This window comes from Microbacterium xanthum (assembly GCF_034531355.1).
GTDB lineage: Bacteria > Actinomycetota > Actinomycetes > Actinomycetales > Microbacteriaceae > Microbacterium > Microbacterium xanthum.
In genome coordinates this window covers 1047042-1073883 of record NZ_JAWHUE010000001.1, presented here as the reverse complement: position 1 = coordinate 1073883, position 26842 = coordinate 1047042, and the positions used below count along the sequence as shown (strand labels likewise).

General features: G+C 70.5%; 26 protein-coding genes. 16 read left to right on the top strand and 10 right to left on the bottom strand.

What is annotated here, in order from left to right; genetic code table 11:
* Positions 1–4: 4 nt before the first annotated feature.
* Genes RZO50_RS05170 through RZO50_RS05155 form a run of 4 tightly spaced genes read left to right on the top strand, consistent with a single transcriptional unit; the run spans position 5 to position 3834 of the window.
* On the top strand, positions 5–1150 hold the full coding sequence (locus tag RZO50_RS05170; RefSeq protein ID WP_322598602.1) for a PP2C family protein-serine/threonine phosphatase: 1146 nt from the start codon (positions 5–7) through the stop codon (positions 1148–1150).
* Positions 1147–3102, top strand: coding sequence for a glycosyltransferase family 2 protein (locus RZO50_RS05165; RefSeq protein WP_322598601.1), 1956 nt, complete (start codon positions 1147–1149; stop codon positions 3100–3102). The genes RZO50_RS05170 and RZO50_RS05165 overlap by 4 nt, the downstream gene beginning before the upstream one ends.
* Positions 3099–3431: an STAS domain-containing protein gene (locus RZO50_RS05160; RefSeq protein WP_322598600.1), complete on the top strand. Its 333-nt coding sequence runs from the start codon at positions 3099–3101 to the stop codon at positions 3429–3431. The genes RZO50_RS05165 and RZO50_RS05160 overlap by 4 nt, the downstream gene beginning before the upstream one ends.
* On the top strand, positions 3421–3834 hold the full coding sequence (locus RZO50_RS05155; protein WP_322598599.1) for an ATP-binding protein: 414 nt from the start codon (positions 3421–3423) through the stop codon (positions 3832–3834). The genes RZO50_RS05160 and RZO50_RS05155 overlap by 11 nt, the downstream gene beginning before the upstream one ends.
* A gap of 5 nt (positions 3835–3839) precedes the next feature.
* Here RZO50_RS05155 and RZO50_RS05150 read toward each other — a convergent pair whose 3' ends face one another.
* Positions 3840–4802, bottom strand: coding sequence for an SDR family NAD(P)-dependent oxidoreductase (locus RZO50_RS05150; RefSeq protein WP_322598598.1), 963 nt, complete (start codon positions 4800–4802; stop codon positions 3840–3842).
* A 105-nt stretch (positions 4803–4907) separates the two neighbouring features.
* Here RZO50_RS05150 and RZO50_RS05145 point away from each other — a divergent pair, with 105 nt between their 5' ends.
* Entirely contained in the window at positions 4908–5732 is an 825-nt protein-coding gene (locus RZO50_RS05145) for an HAD-IIA family hydrolase (RefSeq protein ID WP_322598597.1), read from the top strand.
* Positions 5733–5861: 129 nt separating this feature from the next.
* Here the strand turns inward: RZO50_RS05145 and RZO50_RS05140 are convergent, their stop codons facing one another.
* Together RZO50_RS05140 and pyrE are read right to left on the bottom strand one after the other, a co-directional pair.
* Positions 5862–6941, bottom strand: a complete 1080-nt coding sequence (locus tag RZO50_RS05140; protein ID WP_322598596.1) for an alkene reductase — start codon at positions 6939–6941, stop codon at positions 5862–5864.
* Between the two features lie 63 nt (positions 6942–7004).
* A complete protein-coding gene (gene pyrE, locus RZO50_RS05135; RefSeq protein ID WP_322598595.1) occupies positions 7005–7583 on the bottom strand; it encodes an orotate phosphoribosyltransferase in 579 nt (192 codons plus the stop codon).
* Positions 7584–7629: 46 nt separating this feature from the next.
* Between pyrE and RZO50_RS05130 the strand changes: the two genes are divergently transcribed.
* Both RZO50_RS05130 and RZO50_RS05125 read left to right on the top strand, forming a co-directional pair.
* Positions 7630–8469: an exodeoxyribonuclease III gene (locus tag RZO50_RS05130; protein WP_322598594.1), complete on the top strand. Its 840-nt coding sequence runs from the start codon at positions 7630–7632 to the stop codon at positions 8467–8469.
* A gap of 55 nt (positions 8470–8524) precedes the next feature.
* A complete protein-coding gene (locus RZO50_RS05125; RefSeq protein WP_322598593.1) occupies positions 8525–9010 on the top strand; it encodes a nitroreductase/quinone reductase family protein in 486 nt (161 codons plus the stop codon).
* Positions 9011–9062: 52 nt separating this feature from the next.
* Here RZO50_RS05125 and RZO50_RS05120 read toward each other — a convergent pair whose 3' ends face one another.
* Positions 9063–10397, bottom strand: a complete 1335-nt coding sequence (locus tag RZO50_RS05120) for a lytic polysaccharide monooxygenase (protein WP_322598592.1) — start codon at positions 10395–10397, stop codon at positions 9063–9065.
* A gap of 191 nt (positions 10398–10588) precedes the next feature.
* Positions 10589–11158 (bottom strand): hypothetical protein, encoded by a 570-nt coding sequence (locus RZO50_RS05115; RefSeq protein WP_322598591.1) that lies wholly within the window; start codon positions 11156–11158, stop codon positions 10589–10591.
* A 109-nt stretch (positions 11159–11267) separates the two neighbouring features.
* Between RZO50_RS05115 and RZO50_RS05110 the strand changes: the two genes are divergently transcribed.
* The 4 genes from RZO50_RS05110 (at position 11268) to RZO50_RS05095 (ending at position 15320) form a co-directional block, all read left to right on the top strand.
* Positions 11268–12527, top strand: coding sequence for a sensor histidine kinase (locus RZO50_RS05110; RefSeq protein WP_322598590.1), 1260 nt, complete (start codon positions 11268–11270; stop codon positions 12525–12527).
* Positions 12524–13231 carry a response regulator transcription factor gene (locus tag RZO50_RS05105; RefSeq protein WP_322598589.1) on the top strand — a complete coding sequence of 236 codons (708 nt, stop codon included), beginning with the start codon at positions 12524–12526 and terminating at the stop codon, positions 13229–13231. The genes RZO50_RS05110 and RZO50_RS05105 overlap by 4 nt, the downstream gene beginning before the upstream one ends.
* A gap of 110 nt (positions 13232–13341) precedes the next feature.
* Positions 13342–14226 (top strand): ABC transporter ATP-binding protein, encoded by an 885-nt coding sequence (locus RZO50_RS05100; RefSeq protein ID WP_322598588.1) that lies wholly within the window; start codon positions 13342–13344, stop codon positions 14224–14226.
* On the top strand, positions 14223–15320 hold the full coding sequence (locus tag RZO50_RS05095) for an ABC transporter permease (protein WP_322598587.1): 1098 nt from the start codon (positions 14223–14225) through the stop codon (positions 15318–15320). The genes RZO50_RS05100 and RZO50_RS05095 overlap by 4 nt, the downstream gene beginning before the upstream one ends.
* Positions 15321–15463: 143 nt before the next feature.
* Here the strand turns inward: RZO50_RS05095 and RZO50_RS05090 are convergent, their stop codons facing one another.
* On the bottom strand, positions 15464–17257 hold the full coding sequence (locus RZO50_RS05090) for a glycoside hydrolase family 15 protein (protein WP_322598586.1): 1794 nt from the start codon (positions 17255–17257) through the stop codon (positions 15464–15466).
* Positions 17258–17302: 45 nt separating this feature from the next.
* Here RZO50_RS05090 and RZO50_RS05085 point away from each other — a divergent pair, with 45 nt between their 5' ends.
* Complete coding sequence (locus tag RZO50_RS05085) at positions 17303–18700, top strand: glucose-6-phosphate dehydrogenase (RefSeq protein ID WP_322598585.1); 1398 nt, start codon at positions 17303–17305, stop codon at positions 18698–18700.
* 19 nt (positions 18701–18719) lie between these two features.
* Here the strand turns inward: RZO50_RS05085 and RZO50_RS05080 are convergent, their stop codons facing one another.
* The gene (locus RZO50_RS05080; protein ID WP_322598584.1) at positions 18720–19100 is read right to left on the bottom strand and encodes a VOC family protein; all 381 of its coding nucleotides are present in this window, start codon (positions 19098–19100) and stop codon (positions 18720–18722) included.
* A 69-nt stretch (positions 19101–19169) separates the two neighbouring features.
* A complete protein-coding gene (gene rraA, locus RZO50_RS05075; RefSeq protein WP_322598583.1) occupies positions 19170–19631 on the bottom strand; it encodes a ribonuclease E activity regulator RraA in 462 nt (153 codons plus the stop codon).
* A 151-nt stretch (positions 19632–19782) separates the two neighbouring features.
* Here rraA and RZO50_RS05070 point away from each other — a divergent pair, with 151 nt between their 5' ends.
* From RZO50_RS05070 to RZO50_RS05055, 4 genes are all read left to right on the top strand, one after another.
* Positions 19783–20367, top strand: a complete 585-nt coding sequence (locus RZO50_RS05070; protein WP_322598582.1) for a nitroreductase family protein — start codon at positions 19783–19785, stop codon at positions 20365–20367.
* A gap of 199 nt (positions 20368–20566) precedes the next feature.
* On the top strand, positions 20567–21664 hold the full coding sequence (locus RZO50_RS05065) for a type III polyketide synthase (protein ID WP_322598581.1): 1098 nt from the start codon (positions 20567–20569) through the stop codon (positions 21662–21664).
* Positions 21661–22362 carry a methyltransferase domain-containing protein gene (locus RZO50_RS05060; RefSeq protein ID WP_322598580.1) on the top strand — a complete coding sequence of 234 codons (702 nt, stop codon included), beginning with the start codon at positions 21661–21663 and terminating at the stop codon, positions 22360–22362. The genes RZO50_RS05065 and RZO50_RS05060 overlap by 4 nt, the downstream gene beginning before the upstream one ends.
* Positions 22355–23497, top strand: a complete 1143-nt coding sequence (locus RZO50_RS05055) for an FAD-dependent oxidoreductase (protein WP_322598579.1) — start codon at positions 22355–22357, stop codon at positions 23495–23497. Before RZO50_RS05060 ends, RZO50_RS05055 begins: the two co-directional genes overlap by 8 nt.
* Before the next feature lie 139 nt (positions 23498–23636).
* Here RZO50_RS05055 and RZO50_RS05050 read toward each other — a convergent pair whose 3' ends face one another.
* Positions 23637–24512 (bottom strand): UbiA family prenyltransferase, encoded by an 876-nt coding sequence (locus tag RZO50_RS05050; RefSeq protein ID WP_322598578.1) that lies wholly within the window; start codon positions 24510–24512, stop codon positions 23637–23639.
* Positions 24513–24567: 55 nt separating this feature from the next.
* The gene (locus tag RZO50_RS05045) at positions 24568–26775 is read right to left on the bottom strand and encodes an ATP-dependent Clp protease ATP-binding subunit (protein WP_322598577.1); all 2208 of its coding nucleotides are present in this window, start codon (positions 26773–26775) and stop codon (positions 24568–24570) included.
* Positions 26776–26842: the final 67 nt, after the last annotated feature.

Sequence of the window (26842 nt, the reverse complement as noted above, 5' to 3'; positions counted from 1 at the left end):
AAATGTGGAGGAAGCACAGCGGCAGCGTGCCGTGGAAGCGCTCGGAGTCTTGGACACACCGCCGGATGAGCGGGTGGATCGCGTCGCACGGTTGGCGCAAGAGATGTTCGACGTGCCGATGGTCAGCGTGACCCTGCTCGACAACGATCGCCAGTTCCGGATGTCCGAGATCGGACTCGGATCACGCGAAGCGCCCCGCCGGGACGCCTTCTGCGACCTCGCCATCCGCGAGCCGGACACGATGGTGGTCGAGGATGCGACCGCGGTCCCCTCGCTGGCCGCCAACCCGTTCGTCGCCGGCGACCCGCACCTGCGGTTCTACGCGGGACACCCGCTGAAGGCGCCGGGGGGCGAGCCCGTGGGGACGCTGTGCATCCTCGACACCCGCCCGCGGTCGCTCGATGCTCGCCAGCGCGAGCTTCTGCGCGAACTCGCGCTCTGGGTGCAGAGCGAGCTCACCCACACCCGGGAGCGGGAGGGAGCCGCCTCGATCCAGCGAGCGGTCCTGAGCGCCCCCGCCCCGAAGGCCACGGGGTGGAGCTTCGCTTCCGCCGCCCGCCCTGCGGGAGCGCTCCTGGGCGACATGCACGACTGGCACACGCGCGGCGAGACCGTGCGCTTCACCCTCGCCGATGTGATGGGAAAAGGTGCCGGCCCCGCGATGATCGCCGCCGGGTTGCGCGGTTCCCTGCGCACCGCTCCGGATCGCTCGGTACTGGAGGCCGTCGAGGAGGCCGACGAGCTGCTCTCCGAAGTGATCGGCGAGACGCATACGTTCGTCACGGCCGTGCATGCCCAGCTCTCGATGGCGACCGGCGACCTCACGATCGTCGACGCCGGCCACAGTCTTTCCTTCGTCCTCAGATCCGACGACACCTGGGAACCGGTGCGATCCACCGGGCTTCCGCTGGGCACGGGGTTCCTCGAGCCGCGCGCACCGGTGGACCTTCGGTTGAATCCCGGTGACGTCTTCCTGGTGTGCAGCGACGGGCTGCTGGACGTGCTCGACGAGGACGACCCGTTCGGCCATGTCCTGCGCACGCTCCGGGATCGCGAACCCACCGGCGCCGCCCTCGAGGCTGTGCGCCTGGCGCGCGACCGCGACGCCCCCGACGACGTCACCGTGATGATCATCCGGAGGGATGCATGACCGCGCGCTTCGTCGTCATCCGCATCCTCGCGCTGCTGTCGGTGCTCCTCGGTGTCAACTACATCGCCTGGCGCTGGTTGGACTCGATCAACTGGGAGGCGTGGTGGATCGCCGTGCCGCTGGTGATCGCCGAGACCTACAGCCTGGTCGACACGTTCCTGTTCGCGGTGACGATGTGGCGCGCCCGGGAAAGACCCGCCCCCACTTCACCACCGCAGGGGACGGTGGATGTCTTCATCACCACCTACAACGAGCCGATCGAGATGGTCGCGGCGACCGCGGCGGCGGCCGCGCGAATCGCCTACCCGCACGAGACGTGGATCCTCGACGACGGCGCGCGGCCCGAGATGAGAGCGGCCGCGGCGGACCTCGGTGTCGGTTACATCACCAGGTCGGCCGAGTGGGCCGGGAAGCCGCGCCACGCGAAAGCGGGGAACCTCAACAACGCGCTCCTTCAGACGGAGGGCGAGTTCCTGCTCATCCTCGATGCCGACCAGGTGCCCGACCCGCTCATCCTGCATCGCACGCTGGGCTACTTCGCCGACGACCCGGAAGTCGCCCTCGTCCAAACGCCGCAGTGGTTCGTCAACGTCGACGAGACCGACCCCCTGGGCAGCCAGGCTCCGCTGTTCTACGGCCCGATCCAGCAGGGGAAGGACGGCTGGAACGCCGCCTTCTTCTGCGGTTCCAACGCGATCCTGCGACGCGACGCGCTCATGCAGCTGGGGATCGTGGGCTATGTGCGCGATGTCGAGGAGTCGACCTCGCGGGCGCTCCGCGCCGCCGAGGGCCTGCTCGCCCGCGCCGCGCGCAGTCGGCGGACCCCGGCGTCGATGCGCGGCGATCTGTCCGGGCTGCGAGACAGGGTCGCCGAGGCGCGACGCGAGATCGCGGCGGGCGGTGCCATCGCCGAGGTGACCTACCGTCTCGATGCCGACGTGAGACGCGCATCCGAGAGCGTGGTCTCACGCGACATGGCCGCCCTGCGCGCGGAGCTCCAGATCGTGCACGAGCTCGCCGGCGTCGACGAGGAGACCGGGTCGCCGGTGATCGACGACGCTGCCCTGGCGGCGCTCTCGGCCCACGAGTTCTCGCCGCTCGGGGCGATGGAATCCGTCGCGGCGCTTCTCGCGGCCCTCCGCGTGGACCGACCCGACGAGGCGCAGCCGGTGCAGCCGATGGCCACCATCTCGGTCACGGAGGACATGGCCACCGCGATGCAGCTGCACGCCCTCGGGTGGCGCAGCGTCTACCACCATGAGATCCTCGCGCACGGACTGGCCCCCGAGGACCTCCGGACCATGCTCACCCAGCGCCTGAGGTGGGCGCAGGGGACGCTGCAGGTGATGCTGCGGGACAACCCCCTGGTGAAGAAGGGCCTGTCGGCCGGTCAGCGACTGATGTACTTCGCCACCATGTGGAGCTACCTGTCGGGGTTCACCGCGATCGTGTACCTCGCCGCGCCCGTCATCTACCTGACCCTGGGGGTGATGCCGGTCACCGCCTGGAGCGTGGACTTCTTCGCGCGTTTCCTCCCCTACTTCCTCATCAACCAGGTCCTCTTCCTCGTCGTCGCGAGAGGCATACGGACCTGGCGCGGCCAGCAATACTCGCTCGCCCTGTTCCCCGTGTGGATACGCGCGTGCACGACCGCCTTCTCGAACGTCGTCCTGCGGCGCCCTCTCGGTTTCGCCGTGACGAAGAAGGACGGGCGCGACGACTCCGGGATCCCGTGGCGTCAGATCTGGCCCCAGCTGACCGCCATCGCGGTTCTGGTGATCGCGATGCTGATCGGCTTCGCCCGGATCGCGGTGGGAACGGCCGACGGGACTGGCACACTGGTGAACACCGTCTGGGTCATCTACGACCTCGCCGTGTTGAGCGTCATCATCCAGGCGGCCCTTTACCGGGGACCGTCCTCGACATCGAACCGCCAGGAGGCGAACACGTGAACGTCACCACGACCCTCGGCGACGCGTACTCGGTCGTGCGCACCGACGGACGCCTCACCGCCACCTCGGCCCCCGCCGTGCGCACCGCGATCGCGGACCTCATCGAGTCCGGCCACGCCCGCATCGCCGTCGACCTGTCGGCCACTCCGTTCATCGACTCGTCCGGGCTCGGAGTGCTGATCGGCGGGCTGAAGTCGGCTCGGCAGGCCTCGGGGGATCTGCGCATCGCGGGCGCGACCGACGCGGTGCGGAAGGTCCTCGCCCTTACCAACCTCGATCGCGTGCTGCGCGACTACCCCAGCGTCGAGGAGGCCTTCGATGAGCGGTGACGTCCGCCTCGAGGCGCGCGGGGCGGCCGAGGAGACCTTCGTGGATACCGTCCACGATCTCCTCGACGTCCTCTTCGAGCGGGGGAGCGTGGGCGACGACGACCAGATGCTCTTCCGCCTGGCCGTCAGCGAGGTCGCGACCAACATCGTCGAGCACGCGCAGTCGCGCGAGCCGATCGAGATCGATTTCGCCCTGACCTGCGACGCGGAGCAGCTCTGGGCCGTCTTCACCGACAATGCCGACCCGGCGCTCATCGACCTCGAGAACGTCGGCATGCCGGATGCGGACGCGGAATCAGGGCGCGGTCTCGCGATCGCCCTCGCCGCGCTCGACGAACTGACCCGCCGCACCGAGGACGGCAACACCTGGATCCTCCGGCGACGCCGACAGCCCGCCGCGTAGCCCGGTCAGCGGCGCAGACGCTTGGTCTTGGCCGCTTTCGCGAACGGCCACGCCACTCCGGTCGCGTGCTCGCACGCGTCCCAGATGCGGGCCGCGACCTCGCGGTCACGGGTGACGCGCGACGCCGAGCCCCGGTGCGGCTCGCCGCGCAGCACCCGACGCGGACCCCAGTACTCGCCGCCGTCTACATCGGCTGCGGCCAGGGCGTGGACGAGCGGCTGCGCTCCCGCCTCTTTGGACTGCGTGACCGGGGCCTGGAGGCCGTCGGCGAAGCGCGTCAGGCGCGAGGGGTGGTTCACCCCGCGGATGCCCGCGGTGCGTCCACTCGTGGAGTACCCGGGGTGGGCGACGATGCTGGCCACGGCGACCCCCGCATCCCGGAGGCGTCGGTCGGCTTCGAAGCCGAGCGAGCTGGTTGCGATCTTCGACTGCACGTAGGCCCGCCAGGGCGTATAGCCGGCGGACAGTTGCGGGTCGACGGGGTCATAGCGCCACATCGACGTCGACATGCTGCCCACCCACACCATCCGGCCACCGGCCGCGGCGAGCGCCGGCAGCAGCTCGCCGGCCAGAGCGAAGTGCCCGAGGACGTTCGTGGCGAAGACGAGCTCGTTGCCGTCGCGGGTGAGGGTGCGCTGCTTGGGCGCGTGGACGATCCCGGCGTTCAGCAGCACCCCATCCAGCGCGCCCCGGCTGCGCAGCGTCGCCGCCGCGGCGCGGAGCGAGCCGGAGTTGCTGGTGTCGAGCATGAGCGACTCCACCGCGTCGCGGTCGCCGGCCTCCGGGACGCGCCGGATCAGTGCGGCACGGGCCGCCGCGAGGCGCGCGGGGTTCCGCGCCGACATGATCACGTCGGCACCGGCTCGAACGAGATACTCGCACGAGAAGTACCCGAGGCCCGCGTTCGAGCCCGTGACGAGGTAGGTCCGGCCGGTGAGGTCGGGGAGATGCCACTCGGGTCCACTCACACGTCGACCCTATGCCGCGCATGCCTCTGGCGGAATGGGGCGCGCGGGCGCGTCGCCGCCCGTCTCCGACGGACAGAGGTCGGCGACGGCGCATAGGCTGTGGCCATGCGTACCCGCGATGAGGTCGAATGCTGGCTCACCGACATGGACGGCGTGCTCGTCCATGAGAACACCCCCGTCCCCGGCGCATCGGAACTGCTGCAGCAGTGGCGCGACCTGGGCGTGCCGTTCCTCGTGCTGACGAACAACTCGATCTTCACGCCGCGCGACCTCAGCGCTCGCCTCCGCGCATCGGGCCTGGTCGTGCCGGAGGAGTCCATCTGGACGTCGGCACTGGCCACCGCCGACTTCCTCCGCCTGCAGATGCCCGGCGGCAGCGCATTCGTGATCGGCGAAGCGGGGCTGACCACGGCACTGCACGAGGCCGGTTTCATCATGACCGAGACCGACCCGGACTACGTGGTGATCGGGGAGACGCGCAACTACTCGTTCGAGGCCATCACGAAGGCGATCCGGTTCATCCGCGGCGGTGCGCGGTTCATCGCGACGAACCCCGATGCCACCGGCCCCTCCACCGAGGGGGTCCTGCCGGCGACGGGCGCGATCTCCGCACTGATCTCCAAGGCGACCGGCAAGGAGCCCTACGTCGTCGGGAAACCGAACCCGATGATGTTCCGGTCAGCCCTGAATCGGATCGGGGCGCATTCCGAGAACACCGGCATGATCGGCGATCGGATGGACACCGACGTCGTCGCGGGGATCGAGGCGGGTCTGCACACCGTGCTGGTGCGCACCGGCATCTCCGACGACGCCGAGATCGAACGCTACCCCTTCCGTCCCGACGAGATCCTCGACTCGGTCGCCGACCTGCTCGTCGACGGCCCCATCGAGGCCGAGATGCCCGAGGGTGAAGTCACCCACGGCCTCTGAACCGCCCGGGAAGCCTCATGAATGAGACCGAACAGACCCTGCTCCTGGCCAGCTCCGCGATCATCCTGCTCGGAACCCTCGTGACATGGATCGTGATCTGGATCCGACGCCGAGACGACTGAACCGCGGTCAGGCGACCGCGACCAGCGCCGGGTAGTCGGTGTAGCCCTCCGCCCCGGAACCGTAGAACAGCTCCGAACGCGGAACGTTCAGCTCGGTCCGCTCGCGCCATCGCCGGACAAGGTCGGGGTTGGCGATGACCGGGCGGCCGACGGCGACCGCATCGGCCCATCCACCGGCGACGAGGGCTTCGGCCTCGTCGCGGTCGGTCGGCGCCGCGAATCCGGAATTGAGGATCACCGGCGCTCCGGCCGTGCGGCGGATGTGCTGGACGAGGTCCCCGGCGGGCTCGGCATGCAGAATGTCCACGAACGCCAGCCCGAGCGGAGCGAGGCCTTCGGCGAGCGCAGCGTAGGTCGCGTGAGCGTCGGCGTCATCGGTCTCGAGCACACCCTGGATGTTGTGCTGCGGAGACAGGCGGATCGCGGTCCGGTCGGCGCCGACGGCCTCGGCGACGGCGCGGGTGGTTTCGATCGCGAACCGTGCGCGGTTCTCGGGCGACCCGCCGTACCGGTCGTCTCGGACGTTGGAGACGGGCGAGAGGAACTCCTGGACGAGATACCCGTTCGCTCCGTGGACCTCGACACCGTCGAGTCCCGCCGCGATCGCGTTGCGGGCGGCGGCGACGAACTGCTCGGTCACCGCGGGGACCTCGTCGGTGGTCAGCGCGTGCGGGACGGGCATGTCGACCTTGCCGGATGCCGTGTGCGTCTGTCCGGGCGCCGGTAGGGCGCTCGGGGCGACGATTCGCGCCGTCCCGGTGATGTCGGTGTGCGAGACGCGTCCGCCGTGCATCAGCTGCATGACGATCGTGCCGCCCTCGGCGTGGACGGCGTCGGCGATGCGGCGCCACCCTTCGACCTGGGCGGGGGTTTCGATGCCGGGCTGACCGGGGTAGGACTTGCCCTCGGCGACGGGCCACACGCCCTCGGTGATGATGAGTCCCACGGCGGCACGCTGACGGTAGTACTCGACCATCACGTCGTTGGGCACCCCATCCGCCCCGGCGCGCGTGCGCGTGAGGGGTGCCATCACGACGCGGTTCGACAGGGACAGGGCACCGAAGGTCGCGGGAGCGTAGAGATCCATGGTGACGCCCAACGACACCACCCGGTGCGCGTATTCCCGAACGCCACGGCTCGGGTGGGCGCGTTACTGCGGAGCGAGCCCGAGGTCGTCGAGGTCCACGGCGGCCAGCCACTGCAGCCCCGCGGCCTCGACAGCCGCCTGCGCCCCGGTCTTGCGGTCGACGATGACCGCGACGGCGACCGGCTCGGCACCCTCGCGGCGCAGCGCCTCGACGGCCTTCAACGCGGACTGACCGGTCGTGGAGGTGTCTTCGACGACGACGACGCGCTTGCCGGCCACATCGGCCCCCTCGACCTGACGGCCACGACCGTGGTCCTTCGGCTCCTTGCGCACGACGAACGCATCCAGCGGCACGTCGGTGCGGGCCGACTCGTGCATGACCGCGTTCGCGATCGGGTCGGCTCCGAGGGTGAGCCCGCCGACGGCGACGATCCCGTCGACCTGCCGCACGAGGTCGAGCATGATGCGACCGATCGCGGGGGCCGCCCGGTGGTCGAGGGTGAGCTTGCGCATGTCGACGTAGTACGACGCCTTCTTGCCGCTCGACAGCGTGAAGTCGCCGTGGAAGACGGCTTCGGCCTTGATCAGCGCGATCAGGTTCTGGCGGTCGGTCTCGAGTGCTGCGGAGGAGGCGGCGGTCATGGTCTCGAGTCTAGGAGAGTCGCCACCGGCGCCTAGGCTGGAATCCATGCGCCTGGCCACCTGGAACGTCAACTCGATCCGCGCCCGCGTCGACCGCATCGTCGACTTCGCCGTCCGCGAGCACATCGACGTCCTCGCGATGCAGGAGATCAAGTGCAAAGAGGAGCAGTTCCCGTACGAAGCGTTCGAAGCGGCGGGCTACGAGGTGCGCGCCCACGGTTTCTCGCAGTGGAACGGCGTCGCCGTCGCGAGCCGTGAACCGATGACCGACGTCGAGACCGCCTTCCCCGGCATGCCCGGGTTCGCGAAGGGCCACGAGGGCCCGGATGCCCCGCAGGAGGCGCGAGCGATCGGTGTCACCACCGGGGGCATCCGCGTCTGGAGCCTCTACGTGCCCAACGGCCGGGGCCTGGGCGACCCCCACTACGACTACAAGCTGCACTGGCTCGCGGCCCTCGAACAGCACACCCGTGACGTGCTCGCCGACGAACCCGACCTGCCGCTCGCGCTGGTGGGCGACTACAACATCGCGCCGACCGACGCCGACAACGGCGACCCGACCATCGTCCCCGGCTTCTCCACCCACGTCTCCCCGCCCGAGCGGCAGGCCTTCACGTCGCTGACCTCCGCCGGCGTGGTCGACGTCGTGCGCCCGCTCCTTCCCACCGGGTACACCTACTGGGACTACAAGCGCCTGCGCTTCCCCCGCAACGAGGGTCTTCGCATCGACTTCATCCTCGGATCGCGCACCCTCGCCGATGCGGTGACGGACGCATCCATCCACCGCGATGAACGCAAGGGCGAGGGCCCGAGCGACCATGTGCCGGTCGTGGTCGATCTGGACCTGGACGGCGCGGACGATGACGATCGCCCGATGATCTTCTGACCTCGCCGCACCCTCCGGGGTTGTGGCCCGGTGCGGGACTCGGGAAGCTGGTCGCATGACCTCGCTCGCGCGCGTCCTCGTCTCGGTCGCGGTGACCCTCGCGGTCGGCCTCGCCGCCGTTCTGGCGGTCTTCGTCATCGGTGTGCGCGCGAAGAACCCGAGAGTCCTCCGTGCCGTGAGGGTGGTGCAGCGCGACGTCCTGAACCCCGGGGCGATGCGCGGGGCGGGCACGCACGAGTCACCCTGGACCGTGATCAGGCACCGTGGCCGCACGTCGGGTAAGGCGTACGAGACGCCGATCGCGACCCACCGCGAAGGCGACGAGTTCTTCGTGACCCTGCCGTACGGGCGGGGCACCCAATGGCTGCAGAACGTGCTGGCCGCGGACGGGGCGACTCTCGTCGTCGGCGGCGAGGAGATCGCTGTCTTCGACCCGCGGATCGTTCCGATCGAGACGACGCCGATGGCGGAGAGGGACCGGGCGGCGATCGCCGTCTTCGGGGTCACCGAGGCGCTCGTCCTCCGCACGGCGCCGGCCTGACGCCGCAACGGCGCGGTGTCAGGCCGGCGCGCGGGGCGCGCCGGCGGGTCGCTCAGCCGCGACGCCAGAGGGAGGGGGCGCTGATCCAGCCCTCGTCGCCGTTGCCGGTGTGCGCCTGCACGGCGACGTACGTCACTCCCTGCCAGGTCACGACATCGCCGACCGCGTACGTCCCGCGGGGCTTCCAGGCATCCGGCTCGGGCTCGGGCGTCGGCTCGGGGTCAGGCGTCGGCTCGGGATCAGGCGTCGGCTCGGGATCAGGCATCGTGCCGACGGGCGCCCAGAGCGAGGGCGCCGTGATCCAGTTCGGGTCACCGACTCCACGGTGGCTCTGGACCGCTTCGTACACGACGCCCTCGTGAAGAACGAGATCACCGCGCGCGTACACCGCCTCCGGGTCCCACGGCGCGCCCTCTGTCGGCAGGGGGTCGACCGGGTCGCCGGGGGTCGCGGCCGCGGTCGTCGCGACGATCTCGGCGGGGTCGCCGAGATCGCCCGCCGCATCCACGGCCCGCACCGTCCAGCTGTAGGTCGTCTCGGGTTGCAGTCCGGTGTCGTCGAACACCGTCGCCGTCGTCAGCGCCGAGGTGACGGTGCCGTCGGGCGCCGTACGCGAGACCCGGTACGAGACGGCGTCGTCCGATGCCGTCCACATGAGCTGGGCGGTCGTGTCGGTGCGGGCCATGACGTGCAGGTGGGTCACCGCATCGACGGGGCTGGGATCCACGGGGCCCGGGTCGACGGGATCGGGGTCGACGGGATCGGGGTCGACGGGATCAGGGTCGGCCGGATGGGCGTCGCCGGCGATCTCCAGGTCGATCGTGTTGTAGAACGCGTTGGACGTGTCGGCGACGTCCCACACGGCGTAGATGACGTGATAGCCCGTGCGGTCATCGGGGATCGTCACGGTGTGGCTGGGGTTCGTCGAGGCCGCCGAACCGTCGTGCGGCACGACCGCGAGCAGCTCGAAGTCGCTGCGCTCGAGCGGATCGTTGGGGTCCCAGTCGCGCGTGGTGAGGTAGTAGCGGAACTCCGACGTGCGGTGCGGGGCGGTGAAGGACCAGTCGAGGGTGAGGTCACCGGTCGTGACCTTGTTCTTCCACCACCGCTCCTCGGACTGCTCGTCGAGGTTGCCCCCGAACAGCCCCCCGGCGGAAGCGAGCTTGCCGTCCGCTGGTCCGGCATCCGGGTACCCCTTCGGGGCCTCCAGGGATTGCGGCTCGTACGCGACGGCACCGCGGTCGAGGTTCTGCGGCGCCGCTGCGCGCGCGACGATGTCGCCGGTGATGTAGCCGTGTGCATTGGCGGCGGTCGGGGTGAGCGCGAGCAGCGTGACGGTCAGACCGGTGACGGCCGCGCCGGCGAGGACAGGACGGAGGTGTCGCATGGGGCATCCTTCGAGGGGGAGGGGGGATGTCTGGCTCCTCCCGTATAGCGCACCCACATGTCGCCGCCGAGTCGGGCCTCCGGCGGATGGCGCCCCGTGCCGGCACGAAACCGCTCGTGATCAGAGGTTGCACCCCCAAGATGAGAATGCCCTCATCCGGACCGAGCCCGGGACGGGGTCGGCCCGGTCGATCAGTCGGGCGTGCAGTCCGCCGGAGCGGAATTGCCGCTTTCGGTGAAGTCGTCGCAGGTGAGGAACGCCTGATGGTTCACTCCGAGCACGTACGACGCTGCGGCGACGCCGACGACGACCAGAGCGATCAGCCATTTCGTACTCACCCGGGTCTCGTCACCGAACTCCGGCCAGACGATGCGCACGAGCAGCCACAGCGTGAACGGCAGACCGATGAGGACGGCGAGGATGGCGCCGGCGTCGATGAGGAAGACGAAGATGTCCTCCTCCTCGTCGTTGATGAAGAACATCAGCGCCAGCCAGACACTCGGCAGCAGCAGCAGGAACGCCCGCAGCAGGCGCACCCCGACCGGTCGACGCTCCACGAGCACGAAGACGAACGCGGCGGTGGCGGCGGCCCACACCGCCATCAGCTGATCGAAGAAGAGGTCGTCGTACGCCCCCAGTGTGAAGGCGGGCCACCACACCACGACGGCCATACCCACCATCGCCACCCCGACGCGGCCGTCCTGGCGACGGTCGGCGATCACCCGGCGGTGCTCCCGCCGACGCGGTCCGCTCTCGTTCATCCATCCCTCCCCCGGCACAGTCAACCAGCAACCAGTACGATCCGCGTTGCGTCGTGATCTCCGCCCGCCGGGGGATGTCGCGCCGCGACCTCCGCCCTACGGTGGAGGGATGTCCGCCATCGACACTACGCGCCCGGTGCGCGACGCCGACCGCGCCTCGCTCCGCGCCGACGCGTGGCTGGCCGCCGGCCTCTTCGTCGCCGCGGTGCTCAGCGTCGCTTTGAACTCGGTCGCCGGCATCTTCGGCACCGACGGGCCGGGGCCCGAGTGGGGGCTCCTCTACGCGCTCGCGCTCACCGCACCGCTGGCGGTGCGCCGCCGCTACCCCAGCACCGTCGCCGTCACCATCGCGCTGGCCTACTTCGTGGGGATGACCGCCCGCATCCCCGAGGTCTACGTCGGCAACATCGCGCTGTTCATCGGGGTCTACACCGTCGGCGCCTGGCTGACCGACCGCCGGCGCGCAACCCTCGTGCGCGCTGCCATCATCGTCGGGATGTTCGTGTGGCTCACCGTCAACACGTTCCGAGCCGCCATCGACCCCTCCGACGAGGCGCTCTCACAGGCCGGACTCTTCTCCCCGTTCGCGGCCTACATGCTGCTGCAGTTCCTCGTCAACGCCGCCTTCTTCGGCGGCGCGTACTACATGGGAGATCGCGCGTTCGCGGCCGCCGAACAGCGCGCCGCCCTCGAGGAGCGCACGCGCGAGCTCGAACGCGAACGCGAAGTCACCGCCGCTCAGGCGGTCGCACTCGACCGGGTGCACATCGCCCGCGAGCTGCACGATGTCGTCGCCCACCATGTCTCGGCGATGGGGGTGCAGGCCGGCGCCGCCCGCGCCGTGCTCGACCGGGATCCGGCGGCGGCGCGCACGGCGCTCGGCGGCGTCGAGGAATCCGCCCGTAGCGCCCTCGGCGAGCTGCGGCACCTTCTCGAGACGCTGCGCACCAACGACACCGACCCGGTCGAGGGATCGACCCTCACCCTCGCCGCCCTCGACGACCTCGTCGCCCACTCCCGCGACCACGGGCTCCCCACGACGTTGACCGTCATCGGCGATCCCCGGCCACTCTCCGCCGTCACCGAAGTCGGCCTCTACCGCATCGCGCAGGAGGCCCTCACCAACACGCGGCGGCACGCCGGGCCCGGAGCCACCGCCGACGTGCGCGTTCGGTACTGCTCGGATGCCGTCGAGCTCGAGATCGCCAACACCGGCCGGGCGACTCTCGCCCCGCGGCCGGGTCTCGGCATCGTCGGCATGCGCGAGCGCGCCGCCGCGATCGGTGGAAACCTCGTGGCGACGCCCCGTGAACGAGGCGGGTTCCTCGTCCGCGCCGAGGTGCCCACCACCGCGGCGGTTCCCGCATGATCCGCGTTCTGCTCGTCGACGACCACTCCGTCATGCGCGCCGGGTTCCGGATGATCCTCGAGGCGACCGGTGAGATCGAGGTCATCGGCGAAGCCGCCACCGGCCGCGAGGCGATCGACGCCGCCGCCACCCTCCACCCTGACGTGATCTGCATGGACGTGCAGATGCCCGACATGGACGGCCTCGAGGCCACCCGGCGCATCGTCGCCGAGGTCGACCACGCCCCCGCCGTCGTGATCGTGACCACGTTCGACCGCGACGACTACCTCTTCCAGGCCCTCGCCGCCGGGGCGAGCGGCTTCGTGCTGAAGAACGCGGGCCCCGAAGAGCTCGTCCACGCCGTACGCGTGCTCGCCGGCGGCGACGCGCTGCTGGCCCCCGAGGTCACGCGACGCGTGATCGCACGGTTCGCCGCGCCGGATGCCGCCGGGACCGCGCGCGGGACCGGATCCGCACCCGCTGGCGCCACCCCCTCCGCAGCCGCACGGCCGTCCGAACCGGAACCGCCGGTCATCGACCTCACCGAGCGCGAGGCGGAGGTGCTGCGCCTGGTCGCGCAAGCCCTGAGCAACGCCGAGATCGCCCAGCACCTCTTCATCGGCGAGGCCACCGTCAAGACGCACGTGTCGAACGTGCTGCAGAAGCTCGGCGCTCGCGACCGGGTCGCCGCCGTCGTCTACGCCCACCGGCACGGTCTGGCCTGAGCGCTCCCCCTGCGGACGGAGGACAGGACCCACCCGCAGGGGGATGTCCCCCTGCACGCCGGTCCGTAGCGTCGAAGACGGCGGGAGATCTCCGCCGGAAGGAGAACGGCATGCTGCGACTGCAGGGCCTGACCAAGAGCTACGGCGACCGCCGCGTCCTCGACGACGTCACCTTCGACGTCTCGCCCGGACGCCTCACCGGATTCGTCGGCGGCAACGGCGCCGGCAAGACCACCACGATGCGGATCGTGCTGGGCGTCCTCGCCGGCGACGCGGGCACCGTCACCCTCGACGGCGCACCCGTGACCCCCGCCGACCGTCGCCGCTTCGGGTACATGCCCGAAGAGCGCGGGCTGTACCCGAAGATGAAGGTGCTCGAACACATCGTCTACCTCGCGCGCCTCCACGGCTTCGGCAAAGCCGACGCCGACGCGCGTGCACGGGCGCTGCTCGAAGACCTCGGCCTCGGCGAGCGCCTCGGAGACAACGTCGAGACGCTGTCGCTGGGAAACCAGCAGCGCGCGCAGATCGCCGCCGCGCTCGTGCACGACCCCGAGGTCCTCATCCTCGACGAGCCCTTCTCGGGTCTGGATCCGCTCGCCGTCGAGGTCGTCGCCTCGGTGCTGCAGGATCGCGCCAAGGCGGGGGCCTCGGTGCTGTTCAGCTCGCACCAGCTCGACGTCGTCGAGCGTCTCTGCGACGACCTCGTCATCATCGCCGGGGGGACCGTCCGCGCGAAGGGCGGACGCGACGACCTGCGTGCCGCACACGCGCAGCGGCGCTACGAGCTCGTCTCGAGCGGCGACGCCGGGTGGCTGCGGGAGGAGCCGGGGGTGGTCGTGCTCGACTTCGACGGCGGATACGCCGTCTTCGACGCGGACAGCGACGAGACGGCGCAGCGCGTGCTGCGCCGAGCCGTCGCGCAGGGCGACGTCGCCGGTTTCGCCCCGCAGCATCCGTCCCTGTCGCAGATCTTCAAGGAGGTCATCCAGTGAACGCCGCCCCGACCGCCGCGCCCAGCAGCGCGCAGAGCGTCTGGCTCGTCGCCGAACGCGAGATCGGCTCGAAACTGCGCAGCAAAGCCTTCATCGTCTCGTTCGCGATTCTCTTCGTCGGCGCGCTCGCCCTCGTACTGTGGGGCGGGTTCACCGCTCAGAACTCCTCCGGCACCCCCGTCGCGGTGACCGCCGACGCGCAGCAGTACGTGCAGGATGCGCCCGGCCTCGATATCACCGACGCCACGTCTGATGCCGACGCCCGTGAGCTCGTCGCCGCCGCTGAGGTCGACGCCGCGGTCGTCGCCGACGCCGCCTCCCCCACCGGCTTCACCGTCATCGCCGAGACGAGCGCCCCGACGAACCTGCTGCTGTCGCTCTCGCAACTGCCGCCCGTGGAGATCCTCGACCCCGAAACGGGCCCGGGCGCACTCGGCTACCTGGCCGCGGTCGGTTTCGGCGTGGTGTTCCTCATGGCCGCGTCACTGTTCGGCGGAACCATCGCGCAGTCGGTGGTGGAAGAGAAGCAGACCCGGGTCGTCGAACTGCTCATCTCCGCCATCTCGGTGCGGTCGCTCCTGGCCGGCAAGGTGATCGGCAACACGATCCTCGCGATGGGCGAGATCCTCATCCTGGTCGCCATCGCCGTCATCGGGCTCACCGTCACCGGTCAGTCCGAGGTGCTGCAGGGCCTCGGGGCGCCGATCGCGTGGTTCGCCGTGTTCTTCCTCTTCGGCTTCGTGCTGCTGGCGACCCTGTTCGCCGCCGCGGCGTCGATGGTCTCCCGTCAGGAGGACATCGGATCGACCACGACCCCGCTGACGATGCTCGTCATGGCGCCGTACTTCCTCGTGATCTTCTTCTGGGAGAACCCAGTCGTGTTGGCGGTGATGTCGTACGTGCCGTTCTCGGCCCCGGTCGGCATGCCGGTGCGCATGTTCCTGGGTGACGCGCAGTGGTGGGAGCCGCTGCTGTCGCTCGTGATCCTCATCGCCACGTGCGTCGTCGCGATCGTCGTCGCGGCGAAGATCTACGAGAACTCGCTGCTGCGGATGGGCGCGCGCGTGAAGCTCTCCGAAGCCCTCTCCCGCTGAGTCCGCGCGCCGGGACGGGGTGGATCCCGGTCCCGGCGCGCGGTGTGCACCAACTCAGGCTCAGCGCAGCCGATTGCCGCCCACAGCCCGGAATCGGCCGCTCCCTCGTCGTGCAGCCTGAATTGGTGCACCGACGGGGCGGGTCAGGTGCGGAGGGCGGCCCGGCCGGAGTGGCCGACGAGGGCATCGGCGGCGCGCACGAGGGCGAGGTGCGACAGCGCCTGCGGGGTATTGCCGGCGTGGCGGTCGCGACCCACGTCGTACTCCTCCGACAGCAGCCCGACGTCGTTGGCCACCGCACAGGCCCGGTTCATGAGCGCGTTCGCATCGTCGAGGCGCCCACTGACGGCGTACTGCTCCACCAGCCAGAAGGTGCAGGCGAGGAACGGATGCTCGTCACCGGGGAGACCGTCGACCCCGCTCCCGGTGCGGTAGCGCATCAGGAACCCGTCGCGCATCAGCGTGCGCTCCATCTCCGCCACGGTACCGAGCATCCGGGGGTCGTCGTGAGCGCAGAATCCGACCTGCGGCAGGAGCAGAAGCGACGCGTCCACCTCGGTCGAACCGTAGTGCTGCACGAAATGGCCGCGTTCCGCGTCGTAGCCGTTCGCGTCGATCTCGTCCCGCACCTTCTCGCGCAGTCGCCGCCACTGCGTGGCATCCCCCGGCAGCCCGGCCTCCTCGACCGCGCGCACGCCGCGGTCGAGCGCGGCCCACACCATGGCACGGGAGTGCGTGAACATCGTCTCCTCGCCGCGGATCTCCCAGATGCCGCAGTCCGGCCGGTCGAACCACTCCACGACCTGGTCGAGGAGGGCCTTCTGCAGCGCCCACGAGAAATCGGACTCCTCGACGCCGGCATTCCGGGCGGCTTCGAGAGCGACCATCACCTCGCCGATCACATCGCCCTGGAACTGCGTATACGCACCGTTGCCCAGGCGCACCGGCGCCGATCCCTCGTAGCCGGGGAGGCTCTCCAGTTCGCTCTCGGGCAGTTCGCGCTCGCCGGCGATGCCGTACATGATCTGCACGTCTGCGGGATCGCCCGCGACCGCGCGCAGGAGCCAGCGCCGCCAGCGGAAGGCGATGCGGGTGAAGCCGTGCTCGAGCAGCGCCTCGAGGGTGAGGGAGGCGTCGCGCAGCCAGACGTACCGGTAGTCCCAGTTGCGGGATCCGCCGAAGTCCTCGGGCAGCGACGTGGTGGCGGCGGCGACGATGCCGCCGGTGTCACGATGCGTCAACGCCCGCAGCACGAGCAGGGAGCGCACCACCTCTGCGTGATGGGGACCGTGGTGTTCGATCGTCTCGGCGAAGTCGTGCCAGAACGCCTGGGTCGATGCGCGCTCGGCGGCGACGTCGACCGGGGGCGGAGTCGGCAGGTGGGAGGCGAACCACGTCAGGGTCACATCGATCTCGTCACCGCCGGACACGGTCACCGTGCCGCGGTGCCGGTGATCGACCGCGCGTAGTCGCGCACCACGCACGACCACCGCGTCGGGGCCGGCGATCGCCAGGAGAGCGGGGCTGTCCTCCTCACCGATCTGCCGCACCCACGGCAGGGCTCGGGCGTAGTCGAAGCGCACCACGAGCTCGTGATCGAAGACGACCTCGCCCGAGACACCGACGAGGCGACGCACGATGTCGGTGCGGTCCCCGTCGATGGGCATGAACTCGTGCACCTCGGCGACACCGTCCACGCTCTGCCACCGGGTCACGAGGGTGAACGTGTCGCCGTCGTAGCGGCGCGTCGGCGTCGCATGCGGGTCAGCGGGGCGCAGCATCCATCGACCGTGGTCCTCGTCACCGAGCAGCGCACCGAACACCGATGCGGCGTCGTAGCGGGGTGGGCAGAACCAGTCGATACTTCCTTCCCGCGACACCAGCGCCGCGGTGCGACAGTCGCTGAGGAGGGCGTAGTCCTCGATGGGTGCGGGCATGGTGTCCTCCCGGAAGCCTGTGGCGGGCAGCGCTTCGACGCTATCGTGGGCGCCGTGACCTCCGCGACCACGACCCTGCTCATCCTCGGCGCCTCGGGAGACCTCACCTCCCGCCTACTGCTTCCCGCCCTCGGAGAACTCCTCAGCCGCGAACCGTCCCGCCGGGTCCACCTGCGCGGCGCCGGCATGGATGACTGGGACGACACCCACTGGCGCGACGTCGTCAAGACGGCCTTCGCCGCCGGCGACGCCGACGCCGCCTTCGGCGCGGTCGACCAGACCACCTATCAGCGCGCCGACATCACCGAGGCCGCCGACCTGCAACGCCTCGTCGACGGCGTCGACGGACGGCTCGCCCTCTACTTCGCCGTGCCGCCCGCGATCGCGGCCCGCGCGTGCGAGGCACTGGCGGATGTCACCCTTCCGGCGGGCACCATCCTCGCCCTGGAGAAGCCGTTCGGGACGGATGCCGACAGTGCCCACGCATTGAACCTCACCGTCGACAGGCTCGTGCCCGAGAATCAGATCTTCCGCGTCGACCACTTCCTGGGTCGGTCGACGCTGCTGAACCTGCTGGGCGTGCGATTCGCCAACCGCGTGATCGAGCCGGTGTGGAACGCCGAACATGTCGAGAGCGTGCTGGTGCGGTTCGACGAGGCACTCGGCCTGGAGAACCGCGCGGGGTACTACGACAAGGCAGGCGCGATGGTCGACATGATCCAGAGCCATCTGCTCCAGGTGCTCGCGTTCCTGGCGATGGATGCCCCGGCATCCCTCGACGAGCGCGATCTGCGCGATGCCACCGGCGCGGCGCTCCGGGCCACCCACGTGTGGGATGACGACCCCGCGACGGCCTCCCGCCGTGCCCGGTACACCGCCGGGTCCATCGGGGATCGCACGTTCCCGTCGTACGTCGACGAGCCGGGCGTCGATCCCTCGCGCCACACCGAAACCCTTGCCGAGGTGACCTTCGCCGTGGACACCGCGCGGTGGGCCGGTGTTCCCTTCACGTTGCGCTCCGGCAAGGCGCTCGGCGAGCCGGTGCGCGAGATCGTCGTGCAGTTCCGCCCGGTCCGTCATGTACCGGCCGGGCTCACCGGGGATGCGTCGGGCTCGATCATGCGCTTCTCGCTCGGCCCCGATCTGCTCTCCCTGGAGCTGAACGTCAACGGCGCAGACGACCCGCTCGAGCTCGAACGCATCGGGCTGACCGCAGACCTGGGCGCGGGCGCGCTCCGCGCCTACGGCGAGGTGCTCTCCAGCATCCTCGACGGTGACGCGGCTCTGTCCGTCCGCGGCGACGCGGCCGAACAATGCTGGCGGATCGTCCAGCCGATCGTCGACGCGTGGCGCGCGGACGACGTGCCCCTCGACGAGTACCCCGCCGGGGCGACCAACCCCGACGGCTGGCCCTCGCACGCCACCCCGCCGCTGAAGCACTGACGCGCGGCGCCCGTTCGCGCTACGTCTGCAGGATCGCGAGGACGTTCCCCGCCGGATCGCGGAACCACGCGATGTCGGGCCCGGCCTCCCCGCCGCGCACGATGCCGCGATCGTCGCCGCCGAACTGATCGCCGTAGATGCGGGTGTCGACCCCGCGAGCACGCAGGTCGTCGACGGCGGCGTCGATGTCGGTGACGGGGAAATTCAGGATCGTGAAGGTGGCGGGCACGTGGTCGTCCTTCGCGTAGACGAAGATCGCCGCGCCGGAGGGCAACCGAAGGGTGAGGAATCCCATCTCGTCGTCCTCGACGACCATGCCGAGGGTGTCACGGTAGAACGACCGCGCGACGTCGATGTCGTCGACGGCGAATCCACTGAACGCGTCGTCGATGCGGAACATGGCGCCTCCCCGGGTCGGTGGAAGACCAGCATCCGTCATCGCATCAGCGGATGTCCATGGGGTGCGCGATCAGGCGACGAGGATGCCGTCGGTGTCGGCCCAGACGAACCCACCGGGACGGAAGGTCACGCCTCCGATCTCGACGGGCACATCCACCTCGCCGGCACCGTCCTTGACACTCTTGCGTGGGTTGGAACCGAGCGCCTTGACCCCGAGGTCGAGGGTTGCGAGGACATCACGGTCACGGATCGCGCCGTGGATGATGACGCCCGACCATCCGTTGGCCACCGCGGCGGAGGCCATGATGTCGCCCATCAGGGCGGACTCCAGCGAGCCGCCGCCGTCGACGATCAGCACCGCCCCCTCCCCCGGGCCGGCGAGGAGGTCTCGGACAAGACCGTTGTCGCGGTAGCAGCGGACGGTGCGGATCGGCCCTTCGAACGCGCGGCGTCCGCCGAGGTCCTGAAACTGCACGGAGACGGAGGCGAGCGCGTCTCCGCGCTCGTCGTAGAGATCGGCGGTCGCGGTCATCTGCCCAGACTAGCGGCGCCGTCCCGCGCGCTCGGAGGCGCGGGACGGACGACGGCGACCGGGAATGGATGCGCGTGGATGTTGTTGCACTGCTCCGACGGACGACCGGAGCCCGCCGGCAGAATCCGTTCCCCTGGAGAATCGAGACCCCATGACACTGCTGCAGGACCGCACCGCCGACACCGATCACCCCGTTCTCGACGTGATCGCCGAACGCTGGAGCACGCGCGTGTTCGACACCGACACGGCCCTGGACGACGCCGCACTGGCCGCCGCCCTCGAGGCCGCGCGCTGGGCGCCGTCGGCCAACAACTCCCAGCCGTGGCGCTTCATCGTCGCGCGGCGGGGATCGGCGCCGCACGCCACCCTCGTCGACGCCCTCGGCGGGTTCAACAAGGCCTGGGCGCGTGACGCCGGCGCCCTCGTCGTCTTCGTCGCCGAGACCGCCCGCGAGGACGGCACCCCGCAGCGATGGGCCGAGTACGACACCGGTCAGGCATCGGCGTACTTCAGCCTGCAGGCGCACGCATCCGGCCTCGCGACACATCAGATGGGCGGATTCGACCATGACGCGGTCGCCCGCGCGTTCGAGCTGCCCGAGAACCTCGAGCCGGTGACGATCATCGCCGTCGGCACCCTCGGATCCCACGACGGCATCTCGAACGAGCTGCGCCAGCGCGAGAACGCCCCGCGCACCCGTCGCGCGCTCGAGGCCTCGGTCATCGTCGACGCCTGACCCGCACCTGCGCCTGCCACCCCGCGCGTCGTCGGAGAATCAGCCCGATGTCGGAGAATTCGCCGCAGATCCTCCGACATCGGCGCGATTCTCCGACATCGCCGGGCGGGGACGGCGGACGCGCGGGACAAGGCGAACGGCGGATGACGCTTCGCGCAACCCTCGCCCGCGGCCGTCCAGGGCATGCTTAGAGTGGCACATGGCCCCTCGGATCGTTGCGATCGGCACCACCGTGCCTCCCGTACGCCTCGCGCAGAACGACGTGCGCGACATGTTCACCGCGCAGCCCGGGACCACGCGGCTCACGCAACGCCTCATCCACGCCGCCTTCGACGCCGCCGATATCCAGACCCGGCACAGCGTCGTCTCCCAACTCGCCACGGCCGGCGACCCCGCTCCCGGAGACGTCCTGTTCCGGGATGCCGCCGGCACACTCCATGCTCCGGGCACCGGTGCGCGCAACGACCTCTACATCCGCGAGGCCCCCGGACTTTATGCCGCCGCAGCGCGCGCCGCCCTCCGCGACGCCGAGGTCGCCCCGGCCGAGGTCACCCACGTCATCACCGTCTCGTGCACGGGGTTCTTCGCACCCGGGCCCGACTACCGGCTCGTGCGCGACCTCGGCATCCGCCGCGAGGCCGAGCGCTACCATCTCGGCTTCATCGGTTGCGCCGCGGCGCTGCCCGCGATCCGCGCCGCCGAACGGATCGCCCGCGCCGATCCGGATGCGGTGGTCCTGGTCGCCAGTGCGGAATTGTGCTCCCTGCACATCCGCGTCTCGAACGACCCCCAGCAGATCGTGGCGGCGTCGGTCTTCGGCGACGGTGCCGCTGCGGCCGTCATCACCGGAGACCCCGCCGCGGGTCGACCCGGCGGTCTGGAACTCGACGGATTCGCGACGACCCTCACGACCGAGGGTGAGACCGACATGACCTGGACGATCGGCGATCACGGCTTCGACATGATCCTGTCGGCCGACGTCCCGCGCATCATCGGTCGCGAGATCCGGGACGCGATCGGCCCGCTCCTCCACAGCGTCGACGCGTGGGCCGTCCACCCCGGCGGTCGCAGCGTCCTGGACCGGGTCGAATCGGGATTGGGGTTGGATGCCGCCGCGCTCACCCTCTCCCGGCACGTGCTGCGGACGCACGGCAACATGTCGAGCGCGACGCTGCTGTTCATCCTCCGCGAGATCCTGCACGGCGACCTCGCCGACGGAGCGGCGGTGGGAGCGCTCGCGTTCGGGCCGGGGCTCACGGTCGAATCGGCCCGGATGACGAAGCGGACGCATCCATGAACCTCGGTCTGCGCGACGAGGAGCTCGTCGAGCTGATGGACGACCCCGACTGCGACCCGGCACGTCTGGCCGCGACCCTGCGACGGTTCGATCTGGTCAACCGACTCGTCTCGGGCTGGGGGACGGTGTACCGAACGCGGATGCGCCCCCATCTGGCCGGCCTCGGACGTCCCGCCCGCGTGCTCGACCTCGGGTCGGGCGGCGGCGATCTGGTCCGACGCCTCGCCGCGGCCACCCGCCGCGACGGACTCGAGGTCGATGTGCTCGGAGTCGATCCCGATCCGCGGGCGCACGCGGTTGCGACCGGCGTGACCCGTCACCCCGGCGAGCGTTTCGAGTGCGCCGACGCCGCCGCGCTGGTCGAGCGCGGCGAGCGCTTCGACGTGGTCGTCTCCAATCACGTCCTCCACCACCTCGGAGATGCGCTCCCCGCTGTCGTCGACGCATCCGTCGAGCTCTCGCGCGGCATCGTGCTGCACGGCGACATCGCTCGCGGCCGTCTCGCCTACGGGCTCTACGCGGTGGGGATCACCCCGCTCGCCGCCGGGACCTTCCTTCGCACCGACGGCCTCCGGTCCATCCGCCGCAGCTTCACCCCCGATGAGCTGCGGACCGCGCTGGCCGACTCGCCCGGGGCGTGGCGGGTGTCGACGCCGGCACCGTTCCGGGTGCTGGCCGAAGGGCGCGGCCGTGCGTGAGGTCATCGTCGTCGGCGCGGGACCGGTCGGCATGCTGCTCGCGGGCGAGCTTGCCCGCCACGGCGTCGACGTCGAACTGCTCGAGCGCCGACCGGCAGCCGGGGCCGGCACCCGCGCCATCGGCATCCACTCGCCGGTGCTCGCCGCCCTCGAGGCCTCCGGGACGACCGAGCATCTGCTCGGCCACGCCGCCCGCGTCGCGCGCGGCGAAGCCCGCTGCCGGGGGGATGTCGTCGGGGTGGTGCGCTTCGACCGGCTCTCCCGCCGGTTCCCGTTCGTCGCCACCCTGCCGCAGGCCGCGACCGAGGCGGTGCTGTCGACGGGCGCACCCGACCCGGTTCGCGGCGCCACCGTGACGGCGATGCACCAGGGATCCGACCACGTGCGGGTTCGCGCCGCTGTCGCCGGTCACATCTCGGAACGCGACGCCCGGGTCGTCGTCGCGGCGACCGGATCCGGCGGACGCGACCTGGTCTACCGTGCCGGCGCGCTCAGCCGCCACGAGTACCCCGACCGCTACCTGATGACGGATGCGACCGCCGCCATGGACGCCGATACCTCGGTGGCCGCGGTGCACCTGGATCCCGCCGGCGTGCTGGAGTCCTTCCCCCTCCCCGACGGCCTGCGCCGGTTCGTGGCGTGGGATGCCGCGCCGCACGAGGCCGACACCCCCGCCACCCGCGCCGCGCGACTGCGTGAGGCGATGGCCGTGCGCGGCGAGGCGCAGGCCGGGGAAGGCGTCACGGCCGCGAGCGCATTCGGCGTCCGCCGGGTGATCGCCCCGCGCCTGCGACATGGTCGCGTCCTCTCCGTCGGCGACACGGCGCACGAGGTCAGTCCGATCGGCGGGCAGGGAATGAACCTCGGGCTGCTGGATGCGGTCACCCTCGCACCGCTCCTCGCCGAGTGGATGCGGACCGGCAGCCCGCCCCCGCGCCTGGACGCATGGGAGCGCCGCCGGGTGCGATCGGCGCGGCTGTCCGCGGCCATCGCGGCGGCCAACACCGCTCTCGGGCGGCCGGCCTCGCCCCGAGCGCACCGACTGCGGATGGGGGCGCTGCGCGCGCTCCTCGCCTCGCCGGCGTCCGCGGTCTTCGCGCACGCCTACGCGATGGGCTTCGACGCGGACGCCTGATTCGACGCGCTCACGGTCAGGGGATCACGCCGATGTCGGAGAATCACGTCGATGTCGGAGGATTCGGCGCGGATCATCCGACATCGGCTCGATCTTCCGACATCCCCGGACCGGCGCGGGGCGGCGCGGACCGCGGGTGTCAGGAGGCGAGAGAGCCGCCGGTGGCGATGAGTTGCACCGCCAACAGCAGAGCGGCGGCCATCACGAGCGTGAACAGCACGCGCGCCCGGGGACGCGCGAACGCGACGATCACCGTCACGACGGTGAGGGCGAGTGCGGCGACGAGAAAACCTGCGGCCACGGGCGTCACGGCCGACAGATCGCCGCCGACCGGGCCGATGAGGGCCGCGACGTCACCGACGAACAGTCCGCCGATCGCGAGCAGCGCCGAGGCACGGGCCCCGATCATGTGCGGGAAGCCTCGGATCCCGGTCTGCGCATCGTCGTCGAGGTCGGGCAGCACGTTCACCAGATGGATGGCCGCACCGAGCGCCCCACCGGCGATCCAGGCCCAGGGCGCGGCGGGCGCCGGCGGTTCCGCCGAGAGCGGCGCGAGGGAGGGGAACACGCCGAATCCGACGATGAACGGCACGATCGAGATCGGCGTCGCCTTCAGACCGGCGTTGTACGCCCACGCCGAGGCGAGGAACACGGCGTGGGCGGCCAGCATCCCGATCCCGATCATCGCGGAGAGTCCGAGCGCGAGGATCAGGCAGATGACGGCCGCGGCCCACGCCTGTCCGGGCGAGGCGTCTCCACGTGCGAGGGGTTTGTCGGATCGCCCCACAGCGCGGTCGCGCCGCACATCGAGCACGTCGTTGGAGATGCCGACCGACAGTTGGCCGAACAGCACAGCCGACACCAGCAGCATCAGGTCGACCGCCGACACTCCCGCGGCGATCCCGAGGGCGAGGGCGAGAAGAGTGACCACGACGGTCGGGCCCGGGTGGGACGACCCCGCCAGCGCAGCGAGCACCCGCCCGGGGCTTCGTCGGCGTCTGTCGGCGGCGTCCATGGTTGCACGCTACCCGCCCGTGCCGCGGCCGGTGCGCCTCCGGCCGCGGCGACGATCAGTCGTCGACGATCTCGGCGTCGATCACGTCGTCGTCCTCACTGTCCTCGGGCGCCGCGGGCGGGCCGTCGCTCGTGAGCACGAGCGACGAGCCGTCGGCGGCCATGTCGACCCGCACGACGTCGCCGTCGCGCACGTGACCCGACAGCAGCGCCATCGCGAGACGGTCCTGCACCTCCGACTGGATGAGCCGACGCAGCGGCCGCGCACCGAACACCGGGTCGTAGCCGCGCTCTGCCAGCCACGTCCGCGCGTCGGGCGTGACCGCGAGCGCGAGCCGGCGATCCTTCAGACGTCGCTGCAGCGCGTCGACGGCGAGCTCGACGATCTGGGCCAGGTCGTCTTCGGTGAGCGCTTGGAAGATGACGATGTCGTCGAGGCGGTTGACGAACTCGGGCTTGAACGCCTGCCGCACGAGCCCCTGCACCTGCTCGCGCTTCTGCTCGACCGACAGGGTCGGGTCGATCAGGATGGGCGAACCGAGATTGGATGTGAGGATCAGGATGACGTTCTTGAAATCGACCGTGCGGCCCTGGCCGTCGGTGAGGCGACCGTCGTCCATGACCTGCAGCAGCACGTCGAAGACCTCGGGGTGCGCCTTCTCGACCTCGTCGAGCAGCACGACCGAGTACGGCCGACGACGCACGGCTTCGGTCAGCTGACCCCCCTGTTCGTAGCCGACGTATCCGGGAGGGGCACCGACCAGACGCGAGACGGAGTGCTTCTCCCCGTATTCGGACATGTCGATGCGGACCATCGCATGCTCGTCGTCGAAGAGGAACTCCGCGAGCGCCTTGGCCAATTCGGTCTTGCCGACACCGGTGGGCCCGAGGAACAGGAACGAGCCGGTCGGTCGGTCGGGGTCGCTGATACCGGCGCGCGAGCGGCGCACCGCGTCGGAGACGGCCTTGACCGCGTCTTTCTGCCCGATGAGCCGCTTGCCGAGCTCCTGTTCGAGGTGCAGCAACTTCTCGGTCTCACCCTGCATGAGACGCCCGACGGGGATGCCGGTCCAGGCGGCGATGACACCGGCGATGTCGGTCTCGGTGACCTGGTCTCCGACCATGCGCTCACCGGAGGGCTCTTCACGCTCGGCCTCGAGCAGACCCCGCTCGAGGGCGGGGATCTCGGCGTAGAGCAGACGGGATGCCTTCTCGAGGTTCCCCTCGCGCTGGGCACGTTCGGCTTCCATCCGCGCCGCGTCGAGACGGGTTTTGAGGTCACCGACGCGGTTCAGCGATGCGCGCTCGTGCTCCCACCGGGACTGCAGCTCGCCGAGCTTGGCCTCCTCCTGAGCGAGGTCGTCGCGGAGGGCGGCGAGACGCTCCTTGGCGGCGTCGTCCTTCTCCTTCTTCAGCGCGAGCTCTTCGAGCTTGAGGCGGTCGACGTGGCGGCGCAGTTCGTCGATCTCGAGGGGTGCCGAGTCGATCTCCATGCGCAGGCGCGATGCCGCCTCGTCGATGAGGTCGATCGCCTTGTCGGGGAGTTGGCGGCTCGGGATATAGCGGTGCGAGAGGGATGCGGCGGCCACGAGGGCGCCGTCGGCGATCGCGACCTTGTGGTGCGCCTCGTACCGTTCCTTGAGTCCGCGCAGGATCGCGACGGTGTCTTCCACGGTCGGCTCGCCGACGTACACCTGCTGGAAGCGGCGTTCGAGCGCGGCGTCCTTCTCGATGAACTCGCGGTACTCGTTGAGGGTGGTCGCACCGATCAGGCGCAGCTCGCCGCGCGCGAGCATGGGCTTGAGCATGTTGGCCGCGGCGACCGATCCCTCCCCACCGCCGGCGCCCATGAGGACGTGCAGTTCGTCGATGAAGGTGATCACGCGCCCATCGGACTCGGTGATCTCTTTCAGCACGCTCTTCAGGCGCTCTTCGAACTGACCGCGATACATCGCTCCGGCGACCAACGCGGAGATGTCGAGGGTGATGAGCTCCTTGTCTTTGAGGGACTCGGCGACGTCGCCGGCGATGATGCGCTGCGCGAGTCCCTCGACGACGGCGGTCTTGCCGACGCCCGGTTCGCCGATCAGGACGGGGTTGTTCTTGGTGCGCCGCGTGAGCACCTGGCTGACGCGGCGGATCTCGGAGTCGCGACCGATGACCGGGTCGAGCTTTCCCTGCCGTGCGCGGTCGGTGAGGTTGATCCCGAACTGCTCGAGGGCGCTCTGCTGCTCCTCCTGCCCGGGCATCTGGGTGGCGTTCATGTTTTCTCCTGAATCAGCGGATTTTAAAAGTTGAGTGTTGCTGACTCAACTTTAGCAGGTGGATGCG